This is a genomic window from Planococcus sp. 11815, from assembly GCF_051096385.1.
In the GTDB taxonomy this organism is placed as follows: Bacteria; Bacillota; Bacilli; order Bacillales_A; family Planococcaceae; genus Planococcus; species Planococcus citreus.
Genome location: NZ_CP096991.1, coordinates 2,805,207 through 2,828,590, shown reverse-complemented (window position 1 = coordinate 2,828,590; position 23,384 = coordinate 2,805,207). Strand labels below are relative to the sequence as shown.

General features: G+C 50.6%; 23 protein-coding genes. 19 read left to right on the top strand and 4 right to left on the bottom strand.

Annotated features, from left to right (window positions below; translation table 11 throughout):
* The first annotated feature begins 2 nt into the window (after window positions 1-2).
* From M1Q06_RS14180 to M1Q06_RS14105, 16 genes are all read left to right on the top strand, one after another.
* Entirely contained in the window at window positions 3-1,385 is a 1,383-nt protein-coding gene (locus M1Q06_RS14180) for a short-chain fatty acid transporter (RefSeq protein ID WP_434400180.1), read from the top strand.
* A 16-nt stretch (window positions 1,386-1,401) separates the two neighbouring features.
* Window positions 1,402-2,385 (top strand): quinone oxidoreductase family protein, encoded by a 984-nt coding sequence (locus M1Q06_RS14175; RefSeq protein ID WP_434400178.1) that lies wholly within the window; start codon window positions 1,402-1,404, stop codon window positions 2,383-2,385.
* Between the two features lie 206 nt (window positions 2,386-2,591).
* Complete coding sequence (locus tag M1Q06_RS14170; protein WP_434400176.1) at window positions 2,592-3,773, top strand: acetyl-CoA C-acetyltransferase; 1,182 nt, start codon at window positions 2,592-2,594, stop codon at window positions 3,771-3,773.
* Entirely contained in the window at window positions 3,766-4,668 is a 903-nt protein-coding gene (locus M1Q06_RS14165; RefSeq protein ID WP_434400174.1) for an NAD(P)H-dependent flavin oxidoreductase, read from the top strand. The genes M1Q06_RS14170 and M1Q06_RS14165 overlap by 8 nt, the downstream gene beginning before the upstream one ends.
* Window positions 4,652-5,470, top strand: coding sequence for an enoyl-CoA hydratase-related protein (locus M1Q06_RS14160; protein WP_434400172.1), 819 nt, complete (start codon window positions 4,652-4,654; stop codon window positions 5,468-5,470). The genes M1Q06_RS14165 and M1Q06_RS14160 overlap by 17 nt, the downstream gene beginning before the upstream one ends.
* Window positions 5,471-5,629: 159 nt before the next feature.
* Window positions 5,630-7,042: an MBL fold metallo-hydrolase gene (locus tag M1Q06_RS14155; RefSeq protein ID WP_434400169.1), complete on the top strand. Its 1,413-nt coding sequence runs from the start codon at window positions 5,630-5,632 to the stop codon at window positions 7,040-7,042.
* 78 nt (window positions 7,043-7,120) lie between these two features.
* A complete protein-coding gene (locus tag M1Q06_RS14150; protein WP_434400167.1) occupies window positions 7,121-7,489 on the top strand; it encodes a hypothetical protein in 369 nt (122 codons plus the stop codon).
* A 409-nt stretch (window positions 7,490-7,898) separates the two neighbouring features.
* Window positions 7,899-8,879, top strand: coding sequence for a LacI family DNA-binding transcriptional regulator (locus M1Q06_RS14145; protein WP_434400165.1), 981 nt, complete (start codon window positions 7,899-7,901; stop codon window positions 8,877-8,879).
* Window positions 8,879-9,754, top strand: a complete 876-nt coding sequence (gene rbsK, locus M1Q06_RS14140; protein WP_434400163.1) for a ribokinase — start codon at window positions 8,879-8,881, stop codon at window positions 9,752-9,754. The genes M1Q06_RS14145 and rbsK overlap by 1 nt, the downstream gene beginning before the upstream one ends.
* Window positions 9,751-10,137 (top strand): D-ribose pyranase, encoded by a 387-nt coding sequence (rbsD, locus tag M1Q06_RS14135; RefSeq protein WP_434400161.1) that lies wholly within the window; start codon window positions 9,751-9,753, stop codon window positions 10,135-10,137. Before rbsK ends, rbsD begins: the two co-directional genes overlap by 4 nt.
* A 26-nt stretch (window positions 10,138-10,163) precedes the next feature.
* Complete coding sequence (locus M1Q06_RS14130) at window positions 10,164-11,666, top strand: sugar ABC transporter ATP-binding protein (protein WP_434402883.1); 1,503 nt, start codon at window positions 10,164-10,166, stop codon at window positions 11,664-11,666.
* Window positions 11,647-12,591, top strand: coding sequence for an ABC transporter permease subunit (locus M1Q06_RS14125; protein WP_241663066.1), 945 nt, complete (start codon window positions 11,647-11,649; stop codon window positions 12,589-12,591). Before M1Q06_RS14130 ends, M1Q06_RS14125 begins: the two co-directional genes overlap by 20 nt.
* A gap of 12 nt (window positions 12,592-12,603) precedes the next feature.
* Window positions 12,604-13,527 (top strand): ribose ABC transporter substrate-binding protein RbsB, encoded by a 924-nt coding sequence (gene rbsB / locus M1Q06_RS14120; RefSeq protein ID WP_434400159.1) that lies wholly within the window; start codon window positions 12,604-12,606, stop codon window positions 13,525-13,527.
* Between the two features lie 225 nt (window positions 13,528-13,752).
* Complete coding sequence (gene dacB / locus M1Q06_RS14115; protein ID WP_434400157.1) at window positions 13,753-15,252, top strand: D-alanyl-D-alanine carboxypeptidase/D-alanyl-D-alanine endopeptidase; 1,500 nt, start codon at window positions 13,753-13,755, stop codon at window positions 15,250-15,252.
* Between the two features lie 179 nt (window positions 15,253-15,431).
* Window positions 15,432-16,154 carry a gamma-glutamyl-gamma-aminobutyrate hydrolase family protein gene (locus tag M1Q06_RS14110; protein WP_434400155.1) on the top strand — a complete coding sequence of 241 codons (723 nt, stop codon included), beginning with the start codon at window positions 15,432-15,434 and terminating at the stop codon, window positions 16,152-16,154.
* Complete coding sequence (locus M1Q06_RS14105) at window positions 16,155-17,126, top strand: dipeptidase (protein ID WP_434400153.1); 972 nt, start codon at window positions 16,155-16,157, stop codon at window positions 17,124-17,126.
* 43 nt (window positions 17,127-17,169) lie between these two features.
* Here the strand turns inward: M1Q06_RS14105 and M1Q06_RS14100 are convergent, their stop codons facing one another.
* The 4 genes from M1Q06_RS14100 to M1Q06_RS14085 form a co-directional block, all read right to left on the bottom strand.
* Complete coding sequence (locus tag M1Q06_RS14100) at window positions 17,170-18,060, bottom strand: YihY/virulence factor BrkB family protein (protein ID WP_434400151.1); 891 nt, start codon at window positions 18,058-18,060, stop codon at window positions 17,170-17,172.
* A gap of 109 nt (window positions 18,061-18,169) precedes the next feature.
* Entirely contained in the window at window positions 18,170-18,529 is a 360-nt protein-coding gene (locus M1Q06_RS14095) for a YolD-like family protein (protein WP_434400149.1), read from the bottom strand.
* Window positions 18,530-18,645: 116 nt separating this feature from the next.
* Window positions 18,646-19,962, bottom strand: coding sequence for a hemolysin family protein (locus M1Q06_RS14090; protein ID WP_241663049.1), 1,317 nt, complete (start codon window positions 19,960-19,962; stop codon window positions 18,646-18,648).
* 84 nt (window positions 19,963-20,046) lie between these two features.
* Window positions 20,047-20,676, bottom strand: a complete 630-nt coding sequence (locus M1Q06_RS14085) for a YfbR-like 5'-deoxynucleotidase (RefSeq protein ID WP_121298590.1) — start codon at window positions 20,674-20,676, stop codon at window positions 20,047-20,049.
* Between the two features lie 104 nt (window positions 20,677-20,780).
* Here M1Q06_RS14085 and M1Q06_RS14080 point away from each other — a divergent pair, with 104 nt between their 5' ends.
* From M1Q06_RS14080 to M1Q06_RS14070, 3 genes are all read left to right on the top strand, one after another.
* Window positions 20,781-21,254 carry a metal-dependent hydrolase gene (locus M1Q06_RS14080; RefSeq protein WP_121298589.1) on the top strand — a complete coding sequence of 158 codons (474 nt, stop codon included), beginning with the start codon at window positions 20,781-20,783 and terminating at the stop codon, window positions 21,252-21,254.
* A gap of 65 nt (window positions 21,255-21,319) precedes the next feature.
* Entirely contained in the window at window positions 21,320-21,508 is a 189-nt protein-coding gene (locus M1Q06_RS14075; RefSeq protein ID WP_121298588.1) for a hypothetical protein, read from the top strand.
* Between the two features lie 225 nt (window positions 21,509-21,733).
* The gene (locus M1Q06_RS14070; RefSeq protein ID WP_434400146.1) at window positions 21,734-23,377 is read left to right on the top strand and encodes an SLC13 family permease; all 1,644 of its coding nucleotides are present in this window, start codon (window positions 21,734-21,736) and stop codon (window positions 23,375-23,377) included.
* Window positions 23,378-23,384 lie beyond the last annotated feature (7 nt).

Here is a 23,384-nt window from a genome sequence, read left to right as displayed (position 1 = left end):
CGATGGCAAATGGAAAAAACAATGAGAGAGATCCAGTTTTAGAGAAACAGCAGAACAACCCGCTCGCCAAAGTAGCGAATGTGTTGGCCAAAATCGCCGAAAAATGGCTCCCGGATGCATTCGTATTCGCGGTGTTGCTGACGGCGATTGCATTCATTGCAGGGGTCTTCTTTACAGATTCAGGGCCGATCGACATGATGCGCCACTGGGGAGACGGCATGTGGGGCCTTTTGACTTTTACAGCACAGATCATCACGACTTTCGTATTGAGTTATGCGCTGGCCTTGACGCCGACCGTTTCCAGGGCGCTTGAAAAGATTGCCGGCATTCCTAAAGGGCCGAATTCCGCCATTTTAATGGTGACCTTCACGGCACTTGGCGCATCTCTTATCAGCTGGGCTTTTGGCCTTGTCGTAGCGGGCATTATTGCGAAACTGGTCGCAAAGAAAGTGCACGACGTCGATTACCGTGTACTCGTAGCTGCGGGATATTCAGGATTTTTAATCTGGGAAGGCGGCTTGTCTTCTTCCCCGGCACTTTTTGTGGCGACCGCAGGGCATGTGTTTGAAGGGGATATTGGAATTGTGCCGATTTCGGAAACGCTGCTTTCTGCAGTGAATATTGCCATTGTGGTGATCCTGTTCTTCACCCTTCCTTTCGTCATGCGCTTTATCCATCCGCGCAACCCGAAAGACCGTTATCTGGTGGATCCGGCGCGTTTGGAAGAGCCAGTTACAGAAGAGGCACCGCAAGATCATGAGGATTATCCGAATGACAAAATCGAGAAATCCCGCCTCATCCCATTGATCGGCGGATTCCTCGGCTTAAGCTATTTGATCAACCATTTCTACACGAATGGCTTCTCACTCGATTTGAACACCGTCAACTTGATCTTCCTGACAGCCGCGCTTCTCATGTTCGGAAATGTCCGGGAGCTGGCAGAAGGATTGTTGAAATCCGTCAGCAGCGTCGGCCAGTTCGTGTTGCAATATCCGTTCTATGCAGGAATCATGGGCATGCTCGGCGCGTCGGGGCTTGCTGTCATGATGTCGAATTTCTTCATTGATATTTCGAATGAAACGACTTTGCCGCTCTTCACCTTCTTGTCGGCAGGAATCTTGAACATTTTCATCCCATCAGGCGGCGGCCAATGGGCGGTCCAGGCGCCGATCATGCTTCCGGCAGCGCTCGAAATGGGCGTCGATCCTGCAAAAATCGTCATGGCTGTAGCCTGGGGCGATAGCTGGACGAATATGATCCAGCCATTCTGGGCGATTCCGCTGCTCGCGATTGCCGGTTTGAAAATCCGCGACATCATGGGCTACACGATGATCGCCTTGATTTACGGCGGCCTGGTCATCGGTGCCTGCCTGTTGATTTTCTAATGAAAGGGGCGTCCACATGAAAGCGATCATTGCAGAAACAACTGGCCCTCCTGAAGTGCTGAAGCTTCAGGAAGTGCCAAAACCAATAGCGAAAGACCATGAAGTGCTCATCAAAGTCGAAGCGGTCAGCGTCAATTTTGCCGATATTAAGGCGCGCTTCGGACAATATCACGGCGTGGCAAATAACGAGCCTTTCACGCCGGGGCTGGATTGCGCGGGCATCGTCGAAGAAACGGGGAGCGCAGTGACCGGCTTGTCTGCAGGCGACCGTGTGCGTGCATTCCCGGCTTCCGGGTCCTACGCGGAATATGTCGTCGCCTCCGACCAGCTTGTCTACAAGATTCCGGACAGCGTCTCCTTTGAAGAGGCGGCAGCGACTTTGACTGTCGGCATCACTGCCTATAATGTGCTGCATGAAGTCGCCCGGATACAGCCAGGTGAATCGGTCTTGATCCATGCAGCGGCAGGCGGCATCGGCACGATCGCCATCCAATTGGCGAAACTTGCCGGCGTCTCGGAAATCTACGGAACGGTCGGCAGCGAAGAGAAAAAGAAAGTGGTAGAAGACCTTGGCGCGATTGCAATCAATTACCGCGAGCAAAACTTCGCGGAAGTGGTCGCTGAACTGACGGGCGGCAAGGGTGTGGACGTCATCCTGGATACAATTGCTGGTGAAAATTTCGAGCGCAGTCTTGAGGTTCTGGCTCCTTTCGGCCGCATCGTGTCATTCGGCCATGCCAATGAAGGCTCTGTTCCGGGCAATGTCAAAACAGACGAACTCCATTCAAGCTGCCGGGCGGTGCTCGGTTACAGCACTGGCACCTACCGCAAGCAGCGTCCAGGGTTTTTGAAGCATGCAGAAGCCACAATCAGCGAACTGCTTGCACAGCGCAAACTGAACGTCTCGATTACCGGGCGCTATCCGCTCGAACAGGCGGCGCAAGCCCATGCACTTATGGAAAGCCGGAAAAGTACAGGGAAACTGGTATTGCTTCCTTAACAATAGAAGAAGACTCGTCATGGGTCTTCTTTTTCTGGTGATCCGCAAATTAAATTAAACAAAGCGTTGAATTTTAAATAGAAGGTAAAATATTTTTGCAAAAGCACATACTGGACGGTATGATTGAATGGATAATTAAATTTTCTGACAAGTGAAGCGAAAATATGTAAGCCCTTTCAGAGCGGGCGTGAAAAGGAGAAATGGACATGAAACATGTATATCTAGTAGATGGAGCAAGAACGGCATTTGGGGCTTTTGGCGGTTCATTTGCGAATACCGATGCGACAGAACTTGGCACGGCGACAGCGGTGGAAGCGCTCAAAAGAGCGAATGTCAAAGCGGAAGATGTAGATCACGTCATTTACGGCAATGTCATCCAGTCGAATGTCAACGCAGCTTACCTGGCACGCCATATCGGGCTGAATGCAGGTGTTCCACAGGAAGTGCCGGCCCTGACATTGAACCGGCTTTGCGGATCGGGTGCGCAGGCAGTCGTTTCCGCAGCGCAGCACATTTTGCTCGGTGAAGCGGATATCGTCTTGGCTGGCGGTGCGGAGAATATGTCGATGTCGCCGTATGCGAATTTCACGCAGCGTTTCAGCAAGGCGAAGATGGGGCCGATGCAGTTTGAAGACATGCTGCTCGCGACGCTGACCGACCAATATACCGGCAGCGGGATGGGGATGACAGCGGAGAAACTGGCAGAGCAATACGATATTTCCCGTGAAGCCCAGGATGAATTCGCGGTCGAATCAAACCAGCGGGCAACTAGAGCGGCAACTGGCGGACAGTTTGACGAAGAAATTGTCGGCGTCGAAGTGAAAACGCGAAAAGGCACGGTTGTGGTCGATAAAGACGAACATATCAAACCGGATGCCAATACGGAAGGCTTATCGAAACTGCGCCCGTCGTTCAAGAAAGACGGCTCCGTAACAGCAGGCAATGCTTCAGGCATCAATGACGGTGCGGCGTCTCTTGTCGTGGCAGGGGAAGATGCAGTCAAAAAGCATGGCTTATCGCCTGTCGCCCGCATCGTGTCCTGGCATGTCGCCGGCGTCGATCCGACAATCATGGGCATCGGCCCGGTCCCTGCCATCCGCCGTGCGCTGGAAAAAGCGGAACTGACAATTGATGATATTGATTTGGTCGAAGTGAACGAAGCCTTTGCGGCGCAATATTTGGCGGTGGAGAAAGAGCTTGGGCTGGATCGTTCGAAAGTGAACGTCAACGGCGGGGCGATTGCGCTTGGCCATCCGGTCGGTGCGAGCGGCGCACGTATCTTGCTGTCAGCGGCTTATGAATTGAAGCGCCGCGGCGGGAAATATGCAGTCGCGAGCCTATGCATCGGCGGCGGACAGGGAATTGCGGTGGTGATTGAACATGCCTAAGCTGCCGGTTATCGTGGCGCCGATGTTTCTTGTATCGACGCCTCAAATGGTCATTGAATCAGGGCGTGCCGGCGTCATCGGCTCGTTTCCTCTATTGAATGCGCGCCCCGCTGAAGAATGTGCGAAATGGCTCGTTGAAGTGAAAGAAGCGCTTGGCGATATTCCGTGGGCTGTCAATTTCATCAGCCACCGTGGTTCGAACAAGCGCTACGACGAAGACGTTGAATTGATCCGTGAGCATCAGCCGCCGATTGTTATCACGTCGCTTGGCTCGCCTGCAGAAGTGCTCGAAATCGTCCACGCATACGGCGGCCTCGTCTATTCAGATGTAGCAAATGCGAAGCATGCGAAGAAAGCGGCACAAAGCGGCGTCGATGGATTGATCCTTGTGTGCGCAGGCGCTGGCGGGCACGGGGGCACGCTCAATCCGTTCGCTTTCATTGCGGCGGTCAAGAAGTTCTTTGACGGCACCATCATCCTGTCGGGTTCTTTGTCGACCGGGCAAGATGTGGCAGCTGCTTTATTAATGGGCGCAGATTATGCCTATATGGGTACGCGCTTTTTGGCAGTCGAGGAAAGCAGCGCGCCCGAAGAGTACAAGCAAATGGTCATCGATTCATCGATCGAAGACATTCTTTACACCGATTCGTTCAGCGGCGTTCCGGTGAATGTACTCATCCCGAGCCTTGAAAAGCAAGGCATCGATCCGAAAACCTTAAAGCCGAAAAAGGAAGTCGATTTGTCTCATCTCGTCAATGCCAAGGCATGGCGTGATATTTGGTCGGCTGGCCACGGCGTGACGACGGTGACGAAGCGCGAGACGGTCAAGGAAGCTGTCGAGCAGCTGGAGCGGGAATATGAAGAGGGAGTGAATACGCTTGTACGAAACCATTAAAACCGAATTATCGGACGGGATTCTGACATTGACTTTGAATCGCCCTGAAAAAATGAATGCCTATACGGAACAAATGAACGAAGAACTATTGGATTTCTACCGCAATGTGGATGCCGACGACGAAGTGCGCGTCATTGTCGTGACCGGCGCCGGGCGTGCGTTTTGCGCCGGGATGGACTTATCGGACGGCGGCTCGACGTTCGCTTCCGAACAAAGCGCGGAAGAATACCGTGACCTCGGCGGGCAGGTCAGCAACCAAGTCTATGAAGTGAAAAAACCGATCATTGCCGCCATCAACGGCCCTGCGGTCGGCATCGGCATGACCATGACTTTGCCGATGGATATCCGCATCGTCAAAAAAGATGCGAAAATCGGCTTCGTCTTCGGACGCCGCGGCATCGGCCCGGAAGCTTCCTCCGGCTGGTTTTTGCCGCGCATCGTCGGCATCGGAAAAGCACTCGAATGGACACTGACGGGGCGCTATATCCCGACGGCTGAAGCGGTAGAGGCGGGGCTCATGCAATATGAATCGGAAGATCCACTTGAAAAAGCATATGAAATCGCACGGGACATTGCAGAAAATACCGCCGCCACCTCCAATAGCTTTACGCGCCAATTATTATGGAAGATGCTTGGCGCGGATCATCCGCATGAGTCGCATCTCGCGGAATCGAAGTTCCTCCACTGGGCGGGGCAGAATGCTGATGCGGATGAAGGCATTCAATCCTTTGTCAACAAGCGAAAAGCGCAGTTTCCAATGAAAGCGAGCGAGCTTCCTGATTTTTTTAATGGAAAAAAATGATACGCCTTTAAGCTTCAAGAGCGCACTTGCTGCCCTCCTGGAGCTTTTTTAATGTGTTGAAGAAAGCCGATAAAAATGTAAGCATATGTGTTTACAATTTATACCCTATGGGGTATATTAAGATTAAGAAAACGAAAACAAAAAAAGGAGATTGATTCCATGTTATTACGATATTTCTATGACGAAAAATTGGCTCACGCATCTTATGTAGTAGGGTGCCAAAAAACAGGCGAAGCAGTCGTCGTTGATCCAATGCGCGATATCACAGCATACGAAGAACTGGCGAAAAAAGAGAAACTGAATATTGTTGGCGCTCTTGAAACGCATATCCATGCTGACTTTGTGTCCGGTTCACGGGAACTGAATGACCGTTTCGGCACGAAGCTCTATGTTTCGGATGAAGGCGATGCCGATTGGAAATATCAGAACCTGGATGGAATCAGCCATCAATTATTGAAAGACGGCGACCAGTTCAATATCGGCAACCTGGTATTTGACGTGATGCACACGCCAGGCCATACCCCGGAGAGCATTTCCTTCCTATTGACGGATAAAGGCGGATCCGCAGACAAGCCGATGGGCATCTTTACAGGCGACTTTGTCTTTGTTGGCGACGTCGGGCGCCCAGACCTTCTGGAAAAAGCGGCAGGCATCCAAGGTACGTCCGATTCAGGTGCGGCGTCGATGTTCAAATCGATTGAACGCTTCAAGGCGCTTCCGGATTATTTACAAGTTTGGCCGGCGCATGGTGCCGGATCTGCTTGCGGTAAAGCGCTCGGCGCGGTTCCATCGACGACAGTCGGTTACGAAAAAGCCTTTAACTGGGCGATGCAATTCGATGATGAAGCTTCTTTCAAGAAAGCTTTGCTCGAAGGCCAACCGGAGCCGCCGTATTACTTCGCAGTGATGAAATCGGTCAATAAAGTCGGCCAGAAGCTGATCAAAGACTTGCCGGAACTGAAAGAAATTACATCAGCCGCAGATATCGAAGCGCTTCTTGCAGAAGGCAAACAAGTGCTTGATATGCGCCCGGCAGATGCCTACAGCAAAGGCCATATCCAAGGAACGATCAACATTCCGTTCAACAATTCCTTCACGAACTGGGCAGGATGGGTCGTTGATTACAACAAACCCTTGTACTTGCTTCTCGACACGGAAGTACTCGATGAAGCATTGGTTGCCCTCCGTTCAGTCGGAATTGATGAAGTCTACGGTTTTGCAGAGGCAGAAACTGTCCTGGCACAAGCGGACAACTTGGCTTCTTATGAAAACGTCTCGCCATCCGAAGCGAATGAGATGGTCGAAAAAGGCGAAGCGTATGTGCTCGATGTCCGCAATCAGACGGAATTCGATGAAGGGCATATCGATAACGCCGAGCACATTATGGTCGGTACCTTGAAAAATCGCTTGGATGAAGTGGATACAGACAAAACGATCATCGTGCAATGCCAGGCGGGTGCCCGTTCCGCTATCGCTGCAAGTGTACTGAAAGCGAACGGCATCGATAACCTGGTCAATATGACAGGCGGCTACAGCAAATGGCAGCAAGAAGTCGCGTCCGTGAAACAATAATAGAGGCACAACCGCTTAAGCTTTGGCTTCGGCGGTTTCTCTTTGAAAAACACAATCCAGAAGGGGAAGATCGAAACAATGAGTATTGGCATCCCGATCGCGTTGCTGGCTCTTGCCGGCTCCAACGGTTTCTATAAACGCTATGTCACGGCCAAAGGGGTCAAGCACGACTGTGCAGACAACCTGAAAGAAGATGGCGATATTCTCTTGCTGGATGTGAGAGCCTATAATATTTCCTATAAAGATCCCGTCGAAGGCGCATTCGAACTCCCAGTCGCTTATTTTATCCGCAGCTACGAAGAAATACCGGACTGTCCGATCCATGTCATCGCTTCCGATGAAATGGAAAAGAATATGGCTGTCCGCTTGCTGCGGAAAAAAAGGAAAAACGTTATCAGCTATAGCTTAACCGAAGAAAACTGCGGCGAGCGGATGCTGGCATATTGATTATGAACACCCCGACACCATTGTCGGGGTGTTTTAGAGTGTTGAAGAAGTCTATAATCCACTATAAGTGAAAAGAGTACGACATTATTCTACAATGAAAAATCAACGATTTGTCTCAGTATTTGGAGAAGCGTTCGCTCTACTCCAGTGGGAGCAGCGGGTTTGAGAGACCCCGCAGTGAGCGGAGCGAACGAGGAGGCTCGATTCCCGCCCCACGGAAAGCGAGCGATAAGCTTCGAAAAATACGGCTTTTTAACTTTCTCGACAGCCTAGAACACCTCGACATCAATTGTCGGGGTGTTTTTATATTTTGAAAAATACCAAAATATCAAATCACGTTGACAAGCAGAAAGGGACGTTTTATAGTATGTGTAACCGGTTACACATAACCTGAGAACGGAGAAGAGCGATGACAACGATTAGAGATGTGGCGAAAAAAGCAGGCGTTTCCGTTGCGACGGTTTCACGTTTTTTGAATGGCAGCGGCTATGTCAGCGCCGATGCCGCCAAAGCGGTGACAGAAGCAGTCGAGGAATTGGAATATGAATTGAATCCGGTCGCACGCTCTTTGAACACGAAACGTTCCAGTTTAATCGGACTCATTTTGCCGGATATCACGAACCCGTTTTTCCCGGAGCTTGCGCGGGCGGTGGAAGATGTCGCTTTGAGCTATGGCTATACCGTTATCTTGTGCAACTCAGACGAAGACCCGAAAAAAGAGAAGAACTATATCGAAACCTTGAAGAAGAAATACATCGCCGGTTTTATCGTGACATCGAATCAGCTCGACGCGCCGCATTATGCGGATACGAAGCTGCCAATTGTGGCACTGGACCGGGCGATCAACGAAAAGATCCCCGTGGTCTCCTCGAATAATAAAGAGGGAGCGGTGCTTGGGACGAATGCATTGCTCGAACGCGGATGCCGAAACATCTTGTTCCTGCGGGGACCGGAAGCATTGAATCCTGCAAATGACCGCTATGACGGATTCATGGAAGCAATCGGAAAATCGGCTGTCGACTATCGTATCGTCACCTGCCCGTTCCATTACGCGGACTCACAGAAAATCGTGGAGCGGGAACTGAAGGCAAACCCAGCAATTGACGGCATTTTCGCCTCGAGCGATGTGTCGGCAGCGGGGGCTTTGAAAGCGGCTGCAATACTCGGCAGAAACGTGCCGGACGATTTGCAGATTATCGGTTTTGACGGCATTGCAATGGGTGAGATGCTGTCGCCAGGCCTCTCGACCATCGCCCAGGACGTCTATAAAATGGGCGCAATTGCCACCCGCATTTTGATCAAGCGAATCGAGAACAAACCTGTGGAAGAAACCTTCTACGAAATTCCGGTCAAGCTGGTCTTGCGCGGCACAACAAGGAGTGTGGAATGATGATTACAGTAGTGGGCAGCATCAATATGGATCTTGTGGTCGGAACGGAACGCTTTCCGAAGCAAGGCGAAACTGTGCTAGGGAATTTATATACGACAGTCCCTGGCGGAAAAGGCGCCAACCAGGCAGTCGCAGCAGCAAGGCTCGGCGACCAAGTGCATATGGTCGGGGCAGTCGGCAGCGATGCGTTCGGCACACAGCTTCTAAGTGGCTTGGAAACAGAACAGATTGACACACAAGGAGTCAAAAAAACGGACGGGGCGAGCGGAATCGCCAATATCCTGTTGTCAGAAGGCGACAACCGCATCATCGTCGTGCCAGGCGCCAACCACGAACTGACGAAATCGGACATCGATGCACAGAAAAAGGCAATTGAAAAAAGTTCAATGGTCATTCTGCAGTTGGAACTGCCGATTCCGGTCGTGGAATATACGCTGCAACTTGCTAAAGAACTCGGCGTACCGGCTATTTTGAATCCAGCGCCAGCTGGCGGATTCACGGAGGCGATGAAACAAGCGGACTTTTTGACGCCGAATGAAACCGAAGCGGAAGAGTTGTTCGGCACGAATTGGGAACTCGAACTGGAACGTTATCCGAACCGCATGGTCGTGACACTTGGAAAAAACGGTGCCCGCTATTTCGATGGCGACAAGCATGTAACTGTCGAAGGGTTTCCGACACAAGCGGTCGATACGACGGGAGCGGGAGATACTTTTAACGGTGCCTTAGCAGTTGCCCTAGCTGAAGGCAGCGAGTTCAAAGAAGCTGTCCGCTTTGCCAACGCCGCTGCCTCCTTATCGGTGGAGAAATTCGGGGCGCAAGGCGGCATGCCGAACCGTACGGAAGTCGTTTCCCGGATGGAGGCAGCAAAATGAAAAAACAAGGCATAATCAATCGCGACATCGCCGGCCATTTGGCGCGGTTCGGGCATACTGATCTGCTTGTCATTGCCGATTGCGGGCTGCCGGTACCGGAACATGTGCCATGCGTCGATTTATCCTACCGCATCGGGGAGCCTTCTTTTGAGACGGTGCTGGCTGCAGTGCTTGAGGATTTCGAAGCGGAAGCGGCTTATATTGCCCGGGAAATAAGCGATCACAATAAAGGCTTGGAAGCTGGTATGCAACAGCAATTGGATTGCCGCTATATCAGCCACGAGGAATTGAAGGCGATGAGCCATAACGCCAAACTGATCATCCGCACAGGGGAAGCAAGCCCATATGCGAATGTCATTCTCCAGTCGGGCGTCATCTTTTAATGAGGCAGGTGAACGAAATGATCAATATGATCAAAATGACCGATATTTGCAAGTCGTTCAGCGGCAACAACGTCTTGAAAAACGTCCACTTCTCTCTTGAAAAAGGCGAGATCCACGCCTTGATGGGCGAGAACGGCGCCGGGAAATCGACCTTGATGAAAATCATGTCCGGCATCTATACACGCGACTCCGGTACAGTGGAAGTGAAAGGCAAAAAAGTCGAATTCACTTCGCCAAAGCAGGCAGAAGCGGAAGGCATCGCCGTCATCCATCAGGAATTGAATATCCTTCCGCACCTGTCGATTGCAGACAATCTCTTTCTCGGCCGAGAGGAAACCGTCGGGCGCACAGGCATCCTGAAGACGAAAGACATGGAACGCAAAACGAAAAAGATCTTAGGGGATTTAGGACTCGATATCGACCCATCGCTTCCCGCAAGCACATTGTCTGTCGGACAGCAGCAATTGGTGGAAATCGGCAAAGCTTTATCGATGGATGCGGAAATGATCATCATGGATGAACCGACGGCGGCACTGACGGACCGCGAAATCGAAACTTTATTCGTGACCATCCGCGACCTGCAAAAGCGCGGCGTGTCATTCGTCTATATTTCACATCGCATGGAAGAAATTTTTTCGCTGTGCGACCGCATCACCATATTGCGCGACGGTGAATTCGTCGGTGAACGGAAGATCAGCGAAACCAGCTTCGAAGAAATTGTCCAGTTGATGGTCGGCCGTGAACTCGGCGATCGTTTCCCGGAACGAAGCTCAGCAATAGGCGATGTGAAACTATCAGTTAAAGGCCTATCGCGGAAAGATTGTTTTGAAGATATTTCCTTCGATATCCACAAAGGGGAAATCGTTTCGATTGCTGGGTTGATGGGGGCCGGGCGCACAGAAGTGGCGCAGTCATTATTCGGTTATAAGAAAGCGGATTCAGGAACTGTGGAACTCGATGGCAAGCCGGCAAAGATTGATAATCCGCAAAAAGCGAAAGAGCTCGGCATCGGCTATGTGACCGAGGACCGCAAATCCGAGGGGCTGATCGTCGATTTTACAGTCGAAGAAAACATCAGCATGGCGAACTTTGAATCCATTTCCAAAAAAGGATTGCTGTCGAAAGAAAAAGAACGCAGCCTGTACGACCGGATGGTGAAACGTCTTGGCATCCGGACATCAGGGCCAGACCAGGCAGCCAAATCGCTCAGTGGAGGCAACCAGCAAAAAGTCGTCATCGCGAAATGGCTCGGCATCGAACCGGATGTGCTCATACTCGATGAGCCAACACGGGGAGTCGATGTCGGCGCAAAAAAAGAGATTTATTCGATCATCAACGAATTGGCCGCTCGAGGCGTTGCCATCCTGATGATTTCTTCCGAACTTCCGGAAGTGATCGGCATGGCAGACCGTGTGCTCGTCATGCACGAAGGCAAACTGACGGCAGATTTGCCGAAGCAGGAAGTGACTCAGGAAACTATTATGCATTATGCAACAGGAGGTGGGAAACTTGAAGCTGAAGTCCGCTAATACAAGCTTGTTCCAAAAAATCGCGCCGTTTATCGGGTTGATTTTAATCATTATCATCATTACCGCAATTAACCCGAGTTTTCTATCCATGAGCAATATTTTGAACGTCCTCCGACAAGTGTCGATCAATGCGTTGATTGCATTCGGGATGACCTTTGTCATCTTGACCGGCGGAATCGACTTATCGGTCGGATCGATCTTGGCGCTTACGGGTGCTGTGACAGCTGGCATGATGGCTTCAGGAATTGACCCGATCTTAGCGATGCTGCTGGGGCTATTCCTCGGGGCTGTTCTCGGAGCCATCAACGGCGTCATCATCGCGAAAGGCAAAGTGGCGCCATTCATCGCGACACTTGCGACGATGACCATTTACCGGGGCTTGACGCTCGTCTATACAGAAGGCCGGCCGATTTCAGGGCTTGGCGACAGTATGGCGTTCCAGATGCTCGGAAAAGGCTATTTCCTCGGCATCCCGGTGCCGGTCGTGACGATGCTCGTCAGTTTCGGCATCCTTTACTTCATTTTGAAGAAAACGACATTCGGCCGCCGCGTATACGCAGTGGGCGGCAACGAAGAAGCTTCCGTGCTTTCGGGAATCAATGCTGACCGCATCAAGATTTACGTATATTCCTTGGTGGGTGCACTTGCTGCTTTGGCTTCGCTGATTTTGACTTCGCGCTTGAATTCAGCTCAGCCGACAGCGGGCCAGATGTTTGAGCTCGATGCCATCGCAGCCGTGGTACTCGGCGGAACGAGTTTGACAGGCGGCCGCGGATGGATCGTCGGCACCTTGATCGGTGCGCTTATCATCGGCGTCTTGAATAACGGTTTGAATTTGATTGGGGTGTCCTCCTTCTTCCAGCAAGTGGTGAAGGGTGCAGTTATATTGCTTGCAGTATTGCTAGACCGTAAAAAAACAGTATAGGGAGTGGTAGAAATGAAGAAAATGCTATTGATGTTCGTCCTTTTGGCAATGATGGTTTTGGCCGCATGTTCCATGGAAGCACCAGGTTCAGATTCAGAAGAAACAACAGGCGGAGAGGAAGCGAGCGGCGATTACACAATCGGTTTCTCGATCTCGACATTGAACAACCCGTTCTTCGTAACATTGAGTGAAGGGGCAGAAGCTAAAGCTTCTGAACTTGGCGCAACTCTTTCTGTAGTTGATGCACAAGACGACGCATCGAAGCAGGCAAGTGATGTAGAGGACTTGATCCAACAAGGCGTGAACATGATTCTAATCAACCCGGTCGATTCTGAAGCAGTTGCTTCAGCAGTCGCTTCTGCCAACAATGCAGATATCCCGGTCATTACTGTAGACCGAAGCGCGGAAAACGGCGAAGTGGTTTCCCACATTGCTTCGGATAACGTAGCGGGTGGTGAAATGGCAGCTGAGCACCTATTGTCACTGGTAGGTGAGGGAGCAAAAGTAGCGGAACTTGAAGGAGTTCCAGGATCTTCTGCAGCTCGTGAACGTGGAGAAGGCTTCAATAATATCGCAGCAGACAGCTTGGATGTCGTTGCCAAGCAAACGGCGAACTTCAACCGTGCAGAAGGTTTGTCGGTTATGGAAAATATCCTGCAAGCAAACCCTGATGTAACCGGAGTGTTTGCGCACAACGATGAAATGGCACTTGGTGCACTTGAAGCAATTGAAGCTTCTGGCAAAGATGTCACCGTTGTCGGATTTGATGCCACAAACGATGCAGTCGCAGCAGTAGAAGAAGGCCGTCTTGCCGGAACGATTGCCCAAAAACCGGAAATGATCGGTGAAATGGCTGTCGAAACGGCTATCCAGCACTTGGACGGCGAAGAAGTGGAAGCATCGATTCCTGTAGAATTGGAATTGATCGAGCAATAATAAAGAAGAAACCGCATCGGCAATTTGCCGGTGCGGTTTTTTTAATGCGGCTAGGCTGAAAGAACCTAGCGAAAAAGAAACGAATAAAAATATAGATTTTATTTGGATTTATTTACTATTAATATAAAATAGTAGTAAGCCATTAGTTCTGATTATTCAGGTATCAGAAAATTCTTACTTTATTTGTGGTACATTTTTTACAAACCACTTGGAGGAGGAAGTAAAATGGCGAAATTGAATCGATGGAGAGCGGCGGGATTGCTCGTGCTGGCAGGAGCTTTGGCGGCATCCCCGCTGCAGATGGGAAGTGATAGAGAGATGGCAGGAGCAAACGGTGACTATGCAGCGTTAACTGCACAAGTGAATGATATTCTGCAAGATGACAGCTTGGACGGCGCGCTCGCAGGCGTCAGCATCCGAAAAGCGAATAGCGGGGAAAAAATATACGATCATTTTGGCGACATCCGGCTCAAACCGGCATCCAATATGAAGCTGTTCACTATGTCGGCGGCACTTGAAACTTTGGGAGAAGATCACCGGTTCTCGACAGAGCTGCATACCGACGGGGAACTGAAAGGCAAAGTGCTCCAAGGCAATCTTTACTTGAAAGGCAAAGGCGACCCGACATTGCTCGAGGAGGATTTCGAGCGCTTTGCAAAAGAATTGAAAGCACAAGGCATACATAAAGTGAAAGGCGACTTGATCGGAGACGATAGCTGGTTCGATGATGAACGCTTATCTGAAGACATGACATGGAAAAATGAAGTGTATTATGTCGGAGCCCAAGTATCCGCATTGACCGCCTCACCGAATGGCGATTACGACGCGGGGTCGATCATCGTGGAAGCGAATGCCGGAGAGGCGGCGGGAGATGAGGTGCGGGTCAGTTTGTCGCCTGAAACGGATTATGTGACGATCACCAATAACGCCCAAACGGTGGCAGCTGGCGAACCGAAAACCTTGAGCATCACGAGAGACCACGGAACGAATGAAATCATCGTGGAAGGCAATATCCCGGAACAGGGCAGCCGGACGCGTGAATGGATCGCAGTCGATGAACCTTCCGGATATGCGCTCAGCTTGTTCGCAAAGGCCCTTGATAAGGAAGGCGTCGAGCTGATCGGGAACTCTGAAACGGTGATGGGCGTTGCGCCGCCGGATAGCCGCATGTTGTTGGAACATCAATCGATGACGCTTGCGGAACTATCAATCCCGTTCATGAAACTGAGCAATAACGGACATGGTGAAGCGTTGGCGAAACAAATGGGCCGCGTGGTGAACGGGGAAGGCAGCTGGGAAGCGGGCCTCGACGTGATGGAGGAAACCGCTGGCAAGCTTGGCGTCAATGTCGACACCATTCATCTGCGCGATGCTTCCGGAATGTCCCACGTCAATTTGATTCCGGCGAATGAGATTTCGCAGTTACTATCCGGTGCTCAGAATGAACCATGGTTTGATACGTTCCTTGAATCCTTGCCGGTAGCAGGTGCTTCGGAACGCTTGGTCGGCGGCACCTTACGCAACCGCATGAAAGGCACGGCGGCGGAAGGCAATGTCCAGGCGAAAACCGGCAGCTTGTCCTCGGTTTCTTCTCTGGCCGGCTATGCAACGACACAAGACGGCGAACGGCTGGTCTTCGCGATCATCCTGAACAATGATTTGGCGAATGTCACGCCGATCGAAAACGCGATTGCCGAAGCGATTGCCGGATATCAAGCCGAATGATAGGGGAGAGCTTCGAAGGACGATAAATAATCAGTTTTGACAGAAACAGCGGCGGAAGGCTTCGTGTCTTTTGCGGGCTGTTTCTTTTTGATGGGAAAGATTGGATTGTTCTTTCCATCCTGAAAAAACTTCTGTATGGTGAATATATCAAGTATTCAAACAACTTAGGAGTGATGGAAATGAGACCGATCATCGGCATTACCGCGTCAAAGGAATTGGGGAAAGATGAATACAATGTAGAGCTTGCGGACACAGAAGCGATTGTGCGAGCGGGCGGCTTGCCGATCATGCTTCCACATATTGAAGGGCAGGCGGAACTGGAAGAACTCGCCGAGCACATCGATGGATTGTTCCTCGCCGGCGGCTGGGATATTGACCCGACATTATTCGGCGAAGAGCCGCATCCGGGCCTTGGCGTCATCATTCCCTCACGCGATCGCTTCGAGCTGGAGCTATTGGAAAAAGTGCTGGAGAAAAATAAGCCGGTGCTGGCGATTTGCCGAGGCGCCCAGATTTTGAATATCGCAGTCGGGGGGGACATGTATCAGGATACACCGTCTCAATTGGCGGGCAACCTGCTGCAGCATCAGCAGCGTGCGCCGAAAGAGCATGGCTCGCATTTTGTCGAGGTTGCGGAAGGTTCGCTTTTGCACCGGCTGACGGATTCTCTGAAGCTCAAGGTCAATAGCCGCCACCACCAGTCGAACCGCCGTGTGCCTGAACATTATCTCGTGTCCGGGATCGCAAGCGACGGCGTCATAGAGGCGATTGAAAGCAAAGAGCATGGTTTCGCGCTTGGGCTGCAATGGCATCCGGAAAATATGGCACGTGCAGGCGACGCAGCGTCTTTGCGCATCTTTGAAGGCTTTGTCAGCGCCTGTACAGAAGAAGGGGATGAGTGAGTGCAGATCATTGATACGCATTGCGACGCGCTACTGAAGCTGCAGGTAGCGAAGCGCAACGAATTGTTTCGAGGAAAGCCTGTCAATTTTTTCGATGCGGAAGAACTCGACACCAATTTCCTACGCTTGCAACAAGGCGGCGTCAAAGTCCAGTTTTTCGCGGTGTTCGTGCACCCTGAGTTGCCGGACAATGAGAAATGGCAGCACGCATTGGAGCAGATCGATTTGTTCTACAGCGAAGTGCTCAGTGAGCCGCTTATGAAACATATCCGCCGTTGGGAAGACATCGACACACTCGGCCCGGATGAAATTGGTGCAGTGCTCGCGCTCGAAGGGGCAGATGCTTTTGGAAACGACCTTGCGAAACTGCGGCATCTCTATAGGCTCGGCGTGCTGTCGATCGGGCTGACATGGAATTTCGCCAACCTCTGCGCAGATGGCGTCGGCGAACCGAGAGGCGGCGGGTTGACGCTGCTCGGCAAGCAAGTGGTGCAGTTGAATAACGATCACCGTGTGTTCACGGACGTATCCCATCTATCGCTCGAAGGATTTTGGGAAGTGATGGAACTCGCCGAGTATCCAATTGCGAGCCATTCGAATGCACGGAAGCTGTGCGATCATCCGCGCAATCTGGACGACGGGCAAATCGAGGCAATGTTCTCGCGCAACGGCTTGATCGATGTCGTGTTCTGTCCGGAGTTCATCAACCCCGGAAGCCAGCAGGTGGCGATCGAGGATCTGCTGCGCCATATCGACCATCTTTGTACGCTCGGTGGAGAACGCCATATTGGACTAGGATCTGATTTTGATGGCATTTTCGATCATGTCAAGCGTCTTGAAAACGCTTCGGATTATCCGAATTTAATCGAGGCTTTGCAAAAACGCTATTCGGAAACCCAAGTGGAAGGGTTTGCGTTCCGAAACTTCCTGGCGCATCGTCCAGGCATCGAACAAACCAGTAGAAAAATATGAAAAAAAAGCCATCCGCTAGTGAATCAGCGGATGGCTTTTGTCATTAATACTTATTCATGGAAGACTCTGTGTCACCTGATTCAGCAGATTGCAATTTGCTTTCTTCCGAATCACTCTTGGCATGTTTCCGGCGGTGTAGGATTGCATTGATTTCAGCTCCGACGACCAGGATCAAACCTGTGAGGAAGAACCAAAGAATCAAGACGATCAATCCGCCGAGGCTACCGTAAGTAGCTGAATAGCTTCCGAAATTCGATACATAGAATGAGAAGCCGAGGGAAACCAGCTGCCACAAGATCGTAGCGATGACGGCACCGATAATGACTTCCTTGAACGGGAAATGTTTATTCGGCGCAAATTTGTAGAGCATCGCCAATACCAGGCTCATGACTACGATTGAAATGACCCAACGGAGCACTTGGAAGATGATTTCCGTTTGTTGCGGCAGATTCAGGAACTGATTGATCATATCGATGATCGTGCCACCGAAGATCGGCAGGACCAGTGCAACGATAACAGCAATCAGCATGAACAGCGTCAAGACGATCGCCAATCCTTTCTTCACGAAGAAAGAACGGGTTTCTTCTACGTCATACGCTTGGTTTGTTGCGTCCATAAACGCAGTCATTGCGTTCGAGGCGGACCAAAGCGTACCGAGGATACCGAAAGTCAATAGGCCGCCGGATGGTGTCGTCACGACACTGACGATGGTATCTTCGAATGTTGAAGCGACTTCACCCGGCAAAATCGTGCCGATGAAATCGACAGCCCGCTGCGGGTCGATCTGCAAATACGGCAGAATGGCCAGCAGCAAAATCAATAATGGGACAATTGCCAGTAGATAATAATATGCCTGGGCTGCCGCAAGTGTCGTCGCGTGGTCTTTTTTGAATTCTTGGCCAAGTTCTTTGGCATAGGACGTCACTTTGCTCATAACTTTATACCTCCATTTGTTTTGTAAAGTTATTTAGTATATGCCCGCTGTAGCCAAGAAATAACCTTAAAAAAGGAAATTATCCGTTTTCACGCCATAACATATAGCTTTAGTCGACCGTTCGGATGCCGAGAAGGTCGGCAAAAGCGATGCGGAAAATATCAGGGCCGGAGGTGATTTCTAGTGTTTGGTTGGATAGGTCGATAGCAGTGATGATCCCGGATACGGCTGCCAGCCCGTCGTCCCAATAGCGCATTTCGGCCATGCATTGCCGCTGGTGTGCAATGCCGATCTCTTCCTGCAACAAACCGAGTTCTTCTTCATCGAGATGGGGCTTATGCTTGGAAGGTTCATCGGCCCGCCATTCCCGCAGCATCCGGACATGTTCCGGCAGCATCAGTGCCCCCCATTTCAATTGCCCTCTGTCCAATACGTCCCCTTTAACCGTCAAATGATGTTTCTTTTTCATCTTCACCACTCCTTTCTAAAAATAAGAACATTTGTTCTTATCGTAAAGAAATAATGGTTAATGGTCAATCACTTCTTTTCCCAAAAAAAAACAAGACTGCCTGTGGGCAGCCTTGTTTACGCATTGATTTCCGGTTCTTCAATTTTCTCGAATGCAATTTTGAGGATATGGTGATTTTCCATCGCAATGATTTCCCATTGGTAGCCGCCTTTTTCGAATGAATCCCCGGCTTCGGCTTCGATGAGCTGATGTTGCATCCAGCCCGCAATGGTATCGATTTCGTCGCTATCCGCAAATTTCAGGCTGAATCGCTCTTCCAAGTCTTTCAATAGCACACGGCCATTCACCACATAGCGGATGTCGCTTTCTTTCACGATTTCAGCTTCCTCTTCTTCATCAAACTCATCCCGTATTTCCCCGACGATCTCCTCGAGAATATCTTCCATCGTGATCAGGCCAGACGTGCCGCCGTATTCATCGATGACGAGTGCGATATGGGTGCGGTCTTTCTGCATTTTCACGAGCGCCATCTGTAGCGGTGTCGTTTCGTGGAAATACGGAAGGTCATGGACAAGTTCCATCATTTGAACATCGTTATTGATCGCATAATGAGTCAATACTTCCTTGGCGTTGATGAAGCCAATTAAATCATCTTTATCGCCGTCGCGTGCAATCGGGTAGCGTGTAAAGCGGTGCTCACGAAGTTCTGCCAGCAATTCATCAGTGGACAAATCGTCTGGAAACGCGACCATTTGCGTGCGCGGGATCATGACGTCTTTGGCGCTGCGCTCATCGAATGCAAAGATATTCTGCATATAGGAAAGCTCCGTCTGGTTGATTTCACCGCTTTGGAAGCTCTGCGCCATGATAATCTTCAGTTCTTCTTCTGAATGGGCTTGCTGTTCGCCGGCAGGTTCAACGCCAAACATGCGAAGCAGCAGGCGGGCAGAGCCGTTCAAGACGAAAATGAACGGATACATGATTTTCCCAAAGATATAAAGCGCTGGGGCCAGCGACAAAGTCATTCGTTCCGCAAATTGCAATGCCAGCGATTTTGGCGCCAATTCCCCGATGACGACGTGCAAAAATGTCACCAGTGCAAAAGCGAATGCGAACGACACGATCGTCGAAACCGCTGAAGGGACACCGAGCCAGTCGAATAGCGGATGAAGCAGCCGTTCGACAGTCGGTTCCCCGAGCCATCCGAGGCCGAGGGCGGTCACGGTGATGCCGAGCTGGCAAGCGGACAAATAATAGTCCAGATCGCTGACGACTTTCTTGACAGTGACGGCTTTTTTATTGCCTTCCTCGATCAGCTGCTCGATGCGTGACATGCGGACTTTAACGACAGCAAATTCCGTACCGACGAAAAATGCGGTTAATGCAATGAGTAAGACGAGAAGAGCTAAATTCAGTAAAAGTATGGGGTCCAATAAATTCCCTTAAATAAGGGATTCACCTCCGAGATAGTTTCTTTTAATTTATCACAATTTACATAATGGTGCTGAGGAATTGTATCAATGTGCGTCGAGAACGCGCTTTGTAATTTTGCGGATATCGATCGCTGTATCTTCCGTCATGATGTCATCGAGTATCACTTCGCGGAAATAAGTGACACTCGCGGTAAGCGGAAGGTCGAGGATCTTGCTGAGGGCAATGCGGTACATTTTCAGGAATTCCTTATCGGTATTGCCGCGCTTCAGTTCCGCAAACGCTTCGTAGAATTGGTCAAGCTTATCGGCGAATTCCAATAGCCGGCCTTCAAGCGACTCGTCTTTGCCTTCTTTCATCCGGTCGAAAAACACTTCCTGGAATTCTTCCGGAATTTCTTTCAGGATGAATTTCTCCATCATCCCTTCTTCGACTTTCGCGAGGATTTCCTTGAGTTCAGGTGATGCGTATTTTACAGGGGTTTTGATGTCCCCGATAAACACTTCTGCAAAGTCATGGTTGATAGTCCGCTCATAGAGGGATTTCCAATCGACAGGGCGGCCTTCGCGTTCTTCAATCGTAGCGAAGAACATGGCGTACTGGCTGACTTTCCAGGAGTGTGCGGCGACGTTATGCTCTTCAAACTTGAACCTGCCGGGTGCACGGATGATTCGCTCCAAATCATTTAATGAGGTGAAAAAACGGTGAATTCCCATGAAAAACGACTCCTTTTTGCTGATTTCGATGTCTTTAGCATACCCGAAAAACGTTATAATAGAAATTGAAGAGTGATTCACGTGAAAAAGGAGCGCAATCAGCTATGACAGGAAAAACACACATCACGGGCGGCATCGCAGCAAGCCTGGCATTTGCGCAAGTTTCCCATTACGAACCGGCCATCTTATTGATCGGCGGAGTGGCCGGGGCGTTGATTCCCGATATTTGCCACGGATCGAGCAAAATCGGCAGGAGCCTGCCAATCTTATCGAAACTGATCAGCACCTTGTTCGGCCATCGAACTTTCACCCATAGCCTGCTGTTTCTGCTGCTCATGACAGTATTGTTTCAAGCGGTGCTGCCAAATGAAGCTTTGGCGGCAGGGATTCTCGTCGGCATGATCAGCCACATCGTATTGGATATGGCGACGAAACGGGGCGTGAAGCTTTTATTTCCGCTGCGCGTAACGGTCCGCTTGCCGCTTACGACATCGACCGGCAGCTTTGTGGAACATCTGGTATTCGCTGCCTTGTCGGTCCTATCGGTTTATTTCGGCTATGGGCTGTTCAACTTGTGATAATACGTTTTAAGCGGTGTTCTTAGGGAATAGGAGGGGAAAGCAGTCCAAGAGGAGGAAGCGCAATGCCTAGAGACGAATTTTCCAGAGATGCCAACCCATCGCGGAATACGGACCGAAGAAAACGTGAAGAGTTCGAAGGGATTGACCGTGAATCGCAGGAAGACGGCCAGAAGATGAGAAAAGAAGGCGCCCATAGCAATACCGGCGTCGGCGATGAACGAAATCCGATCGGCGAATCGGAAAGCAAATAATAGCATGAACAGAAGCTGCCGGAAATTTCCCGGCAGCTTCTTTTTTAGCTTATGCTTAATTAGGCGAAGCATTGCCGAATAGAAAAAATGGATAAAATGCGGGTGGTTCCAAAACGGAAAGTTCACAGGTCAGACCTCAGTACAGCACTTGTCCTAAAAAATGAAAACGGATACACTAAAGCGGGTGGAATAATTAAACAATTTTTTAAAAAATGGAGTGATGAGATGATTTCAACGACGTGGAACTGGATGTGGGAAAAACATCATCAGGCAAAAGACATGCTGCGCTTTTTCGCCAAGCCCGGCTCGACTTCCCCAGGGAACGACCGCGACCGTGCAGAAGACGCAGGTACATACGATGAACGCTTCAAAAAGAAAAGCTACAATACGCCGCAGCTGATCGGGCTGTTCCTCGGCCCTTTGCTGTTCATTTTAACGATGCTGTTCGTGAATCCGGAAGGCTTGACACCGGAAGCGAAAGCAATCCTGGCGAGCACCATTTGGATCGCGACATGGTGGATCACAGAAGCGATTCCGATCCCGGCAACTTCGCTTTTGCCGATTGTGCTGTTTCCGTTAACCGGGGGATTGGACGTAGGGGAGACCACTTCGGCTTATGGAAACGACACGATTTTCCTGTTCATGGGAGGCTTCATGATCGCCTTGACGATGGAAAAATGGAATTTGCACAAACGCATTGCCTTGACCATCATTGCCTTGATCGGCACAAACACAGAACGCATCATTCTCGGGTTCATGGTGGCGACCGGCTTCTTGTCTATGTGGATTTCCAACACGGCCACGGCCATGATGATGGTGCCGATCGGCTTGGCGATTATCTACCAGGTATCGGAAGCGCTGAAGCATGACGATTCCATCGATACGTCCCGAGAAAACTTCAGCTTTGGCAAAGCGCTCATGCTCGGCATTGCCTATTCCGCTTCTCTTGGCGGAATCGCGACCTTAATCGGGACGCCGCCGAACACTTTGCTTGCCGGTGCAGTCAATGAAATTTATGGCATTGAAATCACTTTTGCCGAATGGATGCTGTTCGGCGTGCCGCTTGCCTGGATCTTTATCTTTGTGGCTTGGTTTTATCTGATCAAAATAGCTTTTCCGTTGAAATTAAAAGAATTGCCAGGGGGAAGTGCCGTCATTAAAGAACAAAAGACGGAGCTCGGCAACGCTTCCTATGAAGAAAAAATCGTTTTTTCGATCTTCCTGCTGGCAGCTTTTGCTTGGATCACCCGCTCGTTCCTGTTGGTGGAATTCTTGCCTGGCTTGAACGATGCGATGGTCGGATTGATTGCTGCACTGATTTTGTTTGCGATTCCGTCGAAAAACCGCCAAGGCGACCATTTGCTGGATTGGTCGACAGCCGTTAAATTGCCATGGGGGATCTTATTGCTCTTTGGGGGCGGTTTGGCGATTGCCGCAGGCTTCACTCAATCAGGGCTCTCTGAATGGGTAGGCGGCCAATTGATCGGCTTGCAAGGAGTTAATGTCCTTATTATCGTTCTCGTCGTTGCGGCATTCGTGCTGTTCCTGACAGAAATCACTTCCAATACCGCTACTGCGTCGATGATGTTCCCGATCATGGCTTCACTGGCAGTCGCGCTCGGCATCCATCCGTATGCGCTGATGGTAACGGCTGCTGTGACAGCGTCCTGTGCATTCATGCTGCCGGTGGCAACACCGCCAAATGCCGTCGTCTTCGGGTCGGGTTATTTGAAAATCATCGATATGGCCCGTGCCGGCTTTATCCTGAACGTTTTCGGGATCGTTTTTGTCGGCCTCGCTGTCTACTACTTCCTGCCGCTCGTCTGGGGCATCGATTTATTGAGTACCCCGGCACAGTTCCTGGAATAAAATAAAA

What these genes read in the sequence shown, in the direction of transcription:
- M1Q06_RS14100 (WP_434400151.1), bottom strand. Translation starts at nt 18,060, where the DNA reads ATGAGCAAAGTGACGTCCTATGCCAAAGAACTTGGCCAAGAATTCAAA.
- M1Q06_RS14170 (WP_434400176.1), top strand. Translation starts at nt 2,592, where the DNA reads ATGAAACATGTATATCTAGTAGATGGAGCAAGAACGGCATTTGGGGCT.
- M1Q06_RS14165 (WP_434400174.1), top strand. Translation starts at nt 3,766, where the DNA reads ATGCCTAAGCTGCCGGTTATCGTGGCGCCGATGTTTCTTGTATCGACG.
- M1Q06_RS14180 (WP_434400180.1), top strand. Translation starts at nt 3, where the DNA reads ATGGCAAATGGAAAAAACAATGAGAGAGATCCAGTTTTAGAGAAACAG.
- M1Q06_RS14175 (WP_434400178.1), top strand. Translation starts at nt 1,402, where the DNA reads ATGAAAGCGATCATTGCAGAAACAACTGGCCCTCCTGAAGTGCTGAAG.
- M1Q06_RS14085 (WP_121298590.1), bottom strand. Translation starts at nt 20,676, where the DNA reads ATGGGAATTCACCGTTTTTTCACCTCATTAAATGATTTGGAGCGAATC.
- M1Q06_RS14155 (WP_434400169.1), top strand. Translation starts at nt 5,630, where the DNA reads ATGTTATTACGATATTTCTATGACGAAAAATTGGCTCACGCATCTTAT.
- M1Q06_RS14095 (WP_434400149.1), bottom strand. Translation starts at nt 18,529, where the DNA reads ATGAAAAAGAAACATCATTTGACGGTTAAAGGGGACGTATTGGACAGA.
- M1Q06_RS14075 (WP_121298588.1), top strand. Translation starts at nt 21,320, where the DNA reads ATGCCTAGAGACGAATTTTCCAGAGATGCCAACCCATCGCGGAATACG.
- M1Q06_RS14145 (WP_434400165.1), top strand. Translation starts at nt 7,899, where the DNA reads ATGACAACGATTAGAGATGTGGCGAAAAAAGCAGGCGTTTCCGTTGCG.
- rbsB (WP_434400159.1), top strand. Translation starts at nt 12,604, where the DNA reads ATGAAGAAAATGCTATTGATGTTCGTCCTTTTGGCAATGATGGTTTTG.
- M1Q06_RS14080 (WP_121298589.1), top strand. Translation starts at nt 20,781, where the DNA reads ATGACAGGAAAAACACACATCACGGGCGGCATCGCAGCAAGCCTGGCA.
- dacB (WP_434400157.1), top strand. Translation starts at nt 13,753, where the DNA reads ATGGCGAAATTGAATCGATGGAGAGCGGCGGGATTGCTCGTGCTGGCA.
- rbsD (WP_434400161.1), top strand. Translation starts at nt 9,751, where the DNA reads ATGAAAAAACAAGGCATAATCAATCGCGACATCGCCGGCCATTTGGCG.
- rbsK (WP_434400163.1), top strand. Translation starts at nt 8,879, where the DNA reads ATGATTACAGTAGTGGGCAGCATCAATATGGATCTTGTGGTCGGAACG.
- M1Q06_RS14110 (WP_434400155.1), top strand. Translation starts at nt 15,432, where the DNA reads ATGAGACCGATCATCGGCATTACCGCGTCAAAGGAATTGGGGAAAGAT.
- M1Q06_RS14130 (WP_434402883.1), top strand. Translation starts at nt 10,164, where the DNA reads ATGATCAAAATGACCGATATTTGCAAGTCGTTCAGCGGCAACAACGTC.
- M1Q06_RS14150 (WP_434400167.1), top strand. Translation starts at nt 7,121, where the DNA reads ATGAGTATTGGCATCCCGATCGCGTTGCTGGCTCTTGCCGGCTCCAAC.
- M1Q06_RS14070 (WP_434400146.1), top strand. Translation starts at nt 21,734, where the DNA reads ATGATTTCAACGACGTGGAACTGGATGTGGGAAAAACATCATCAGGCA.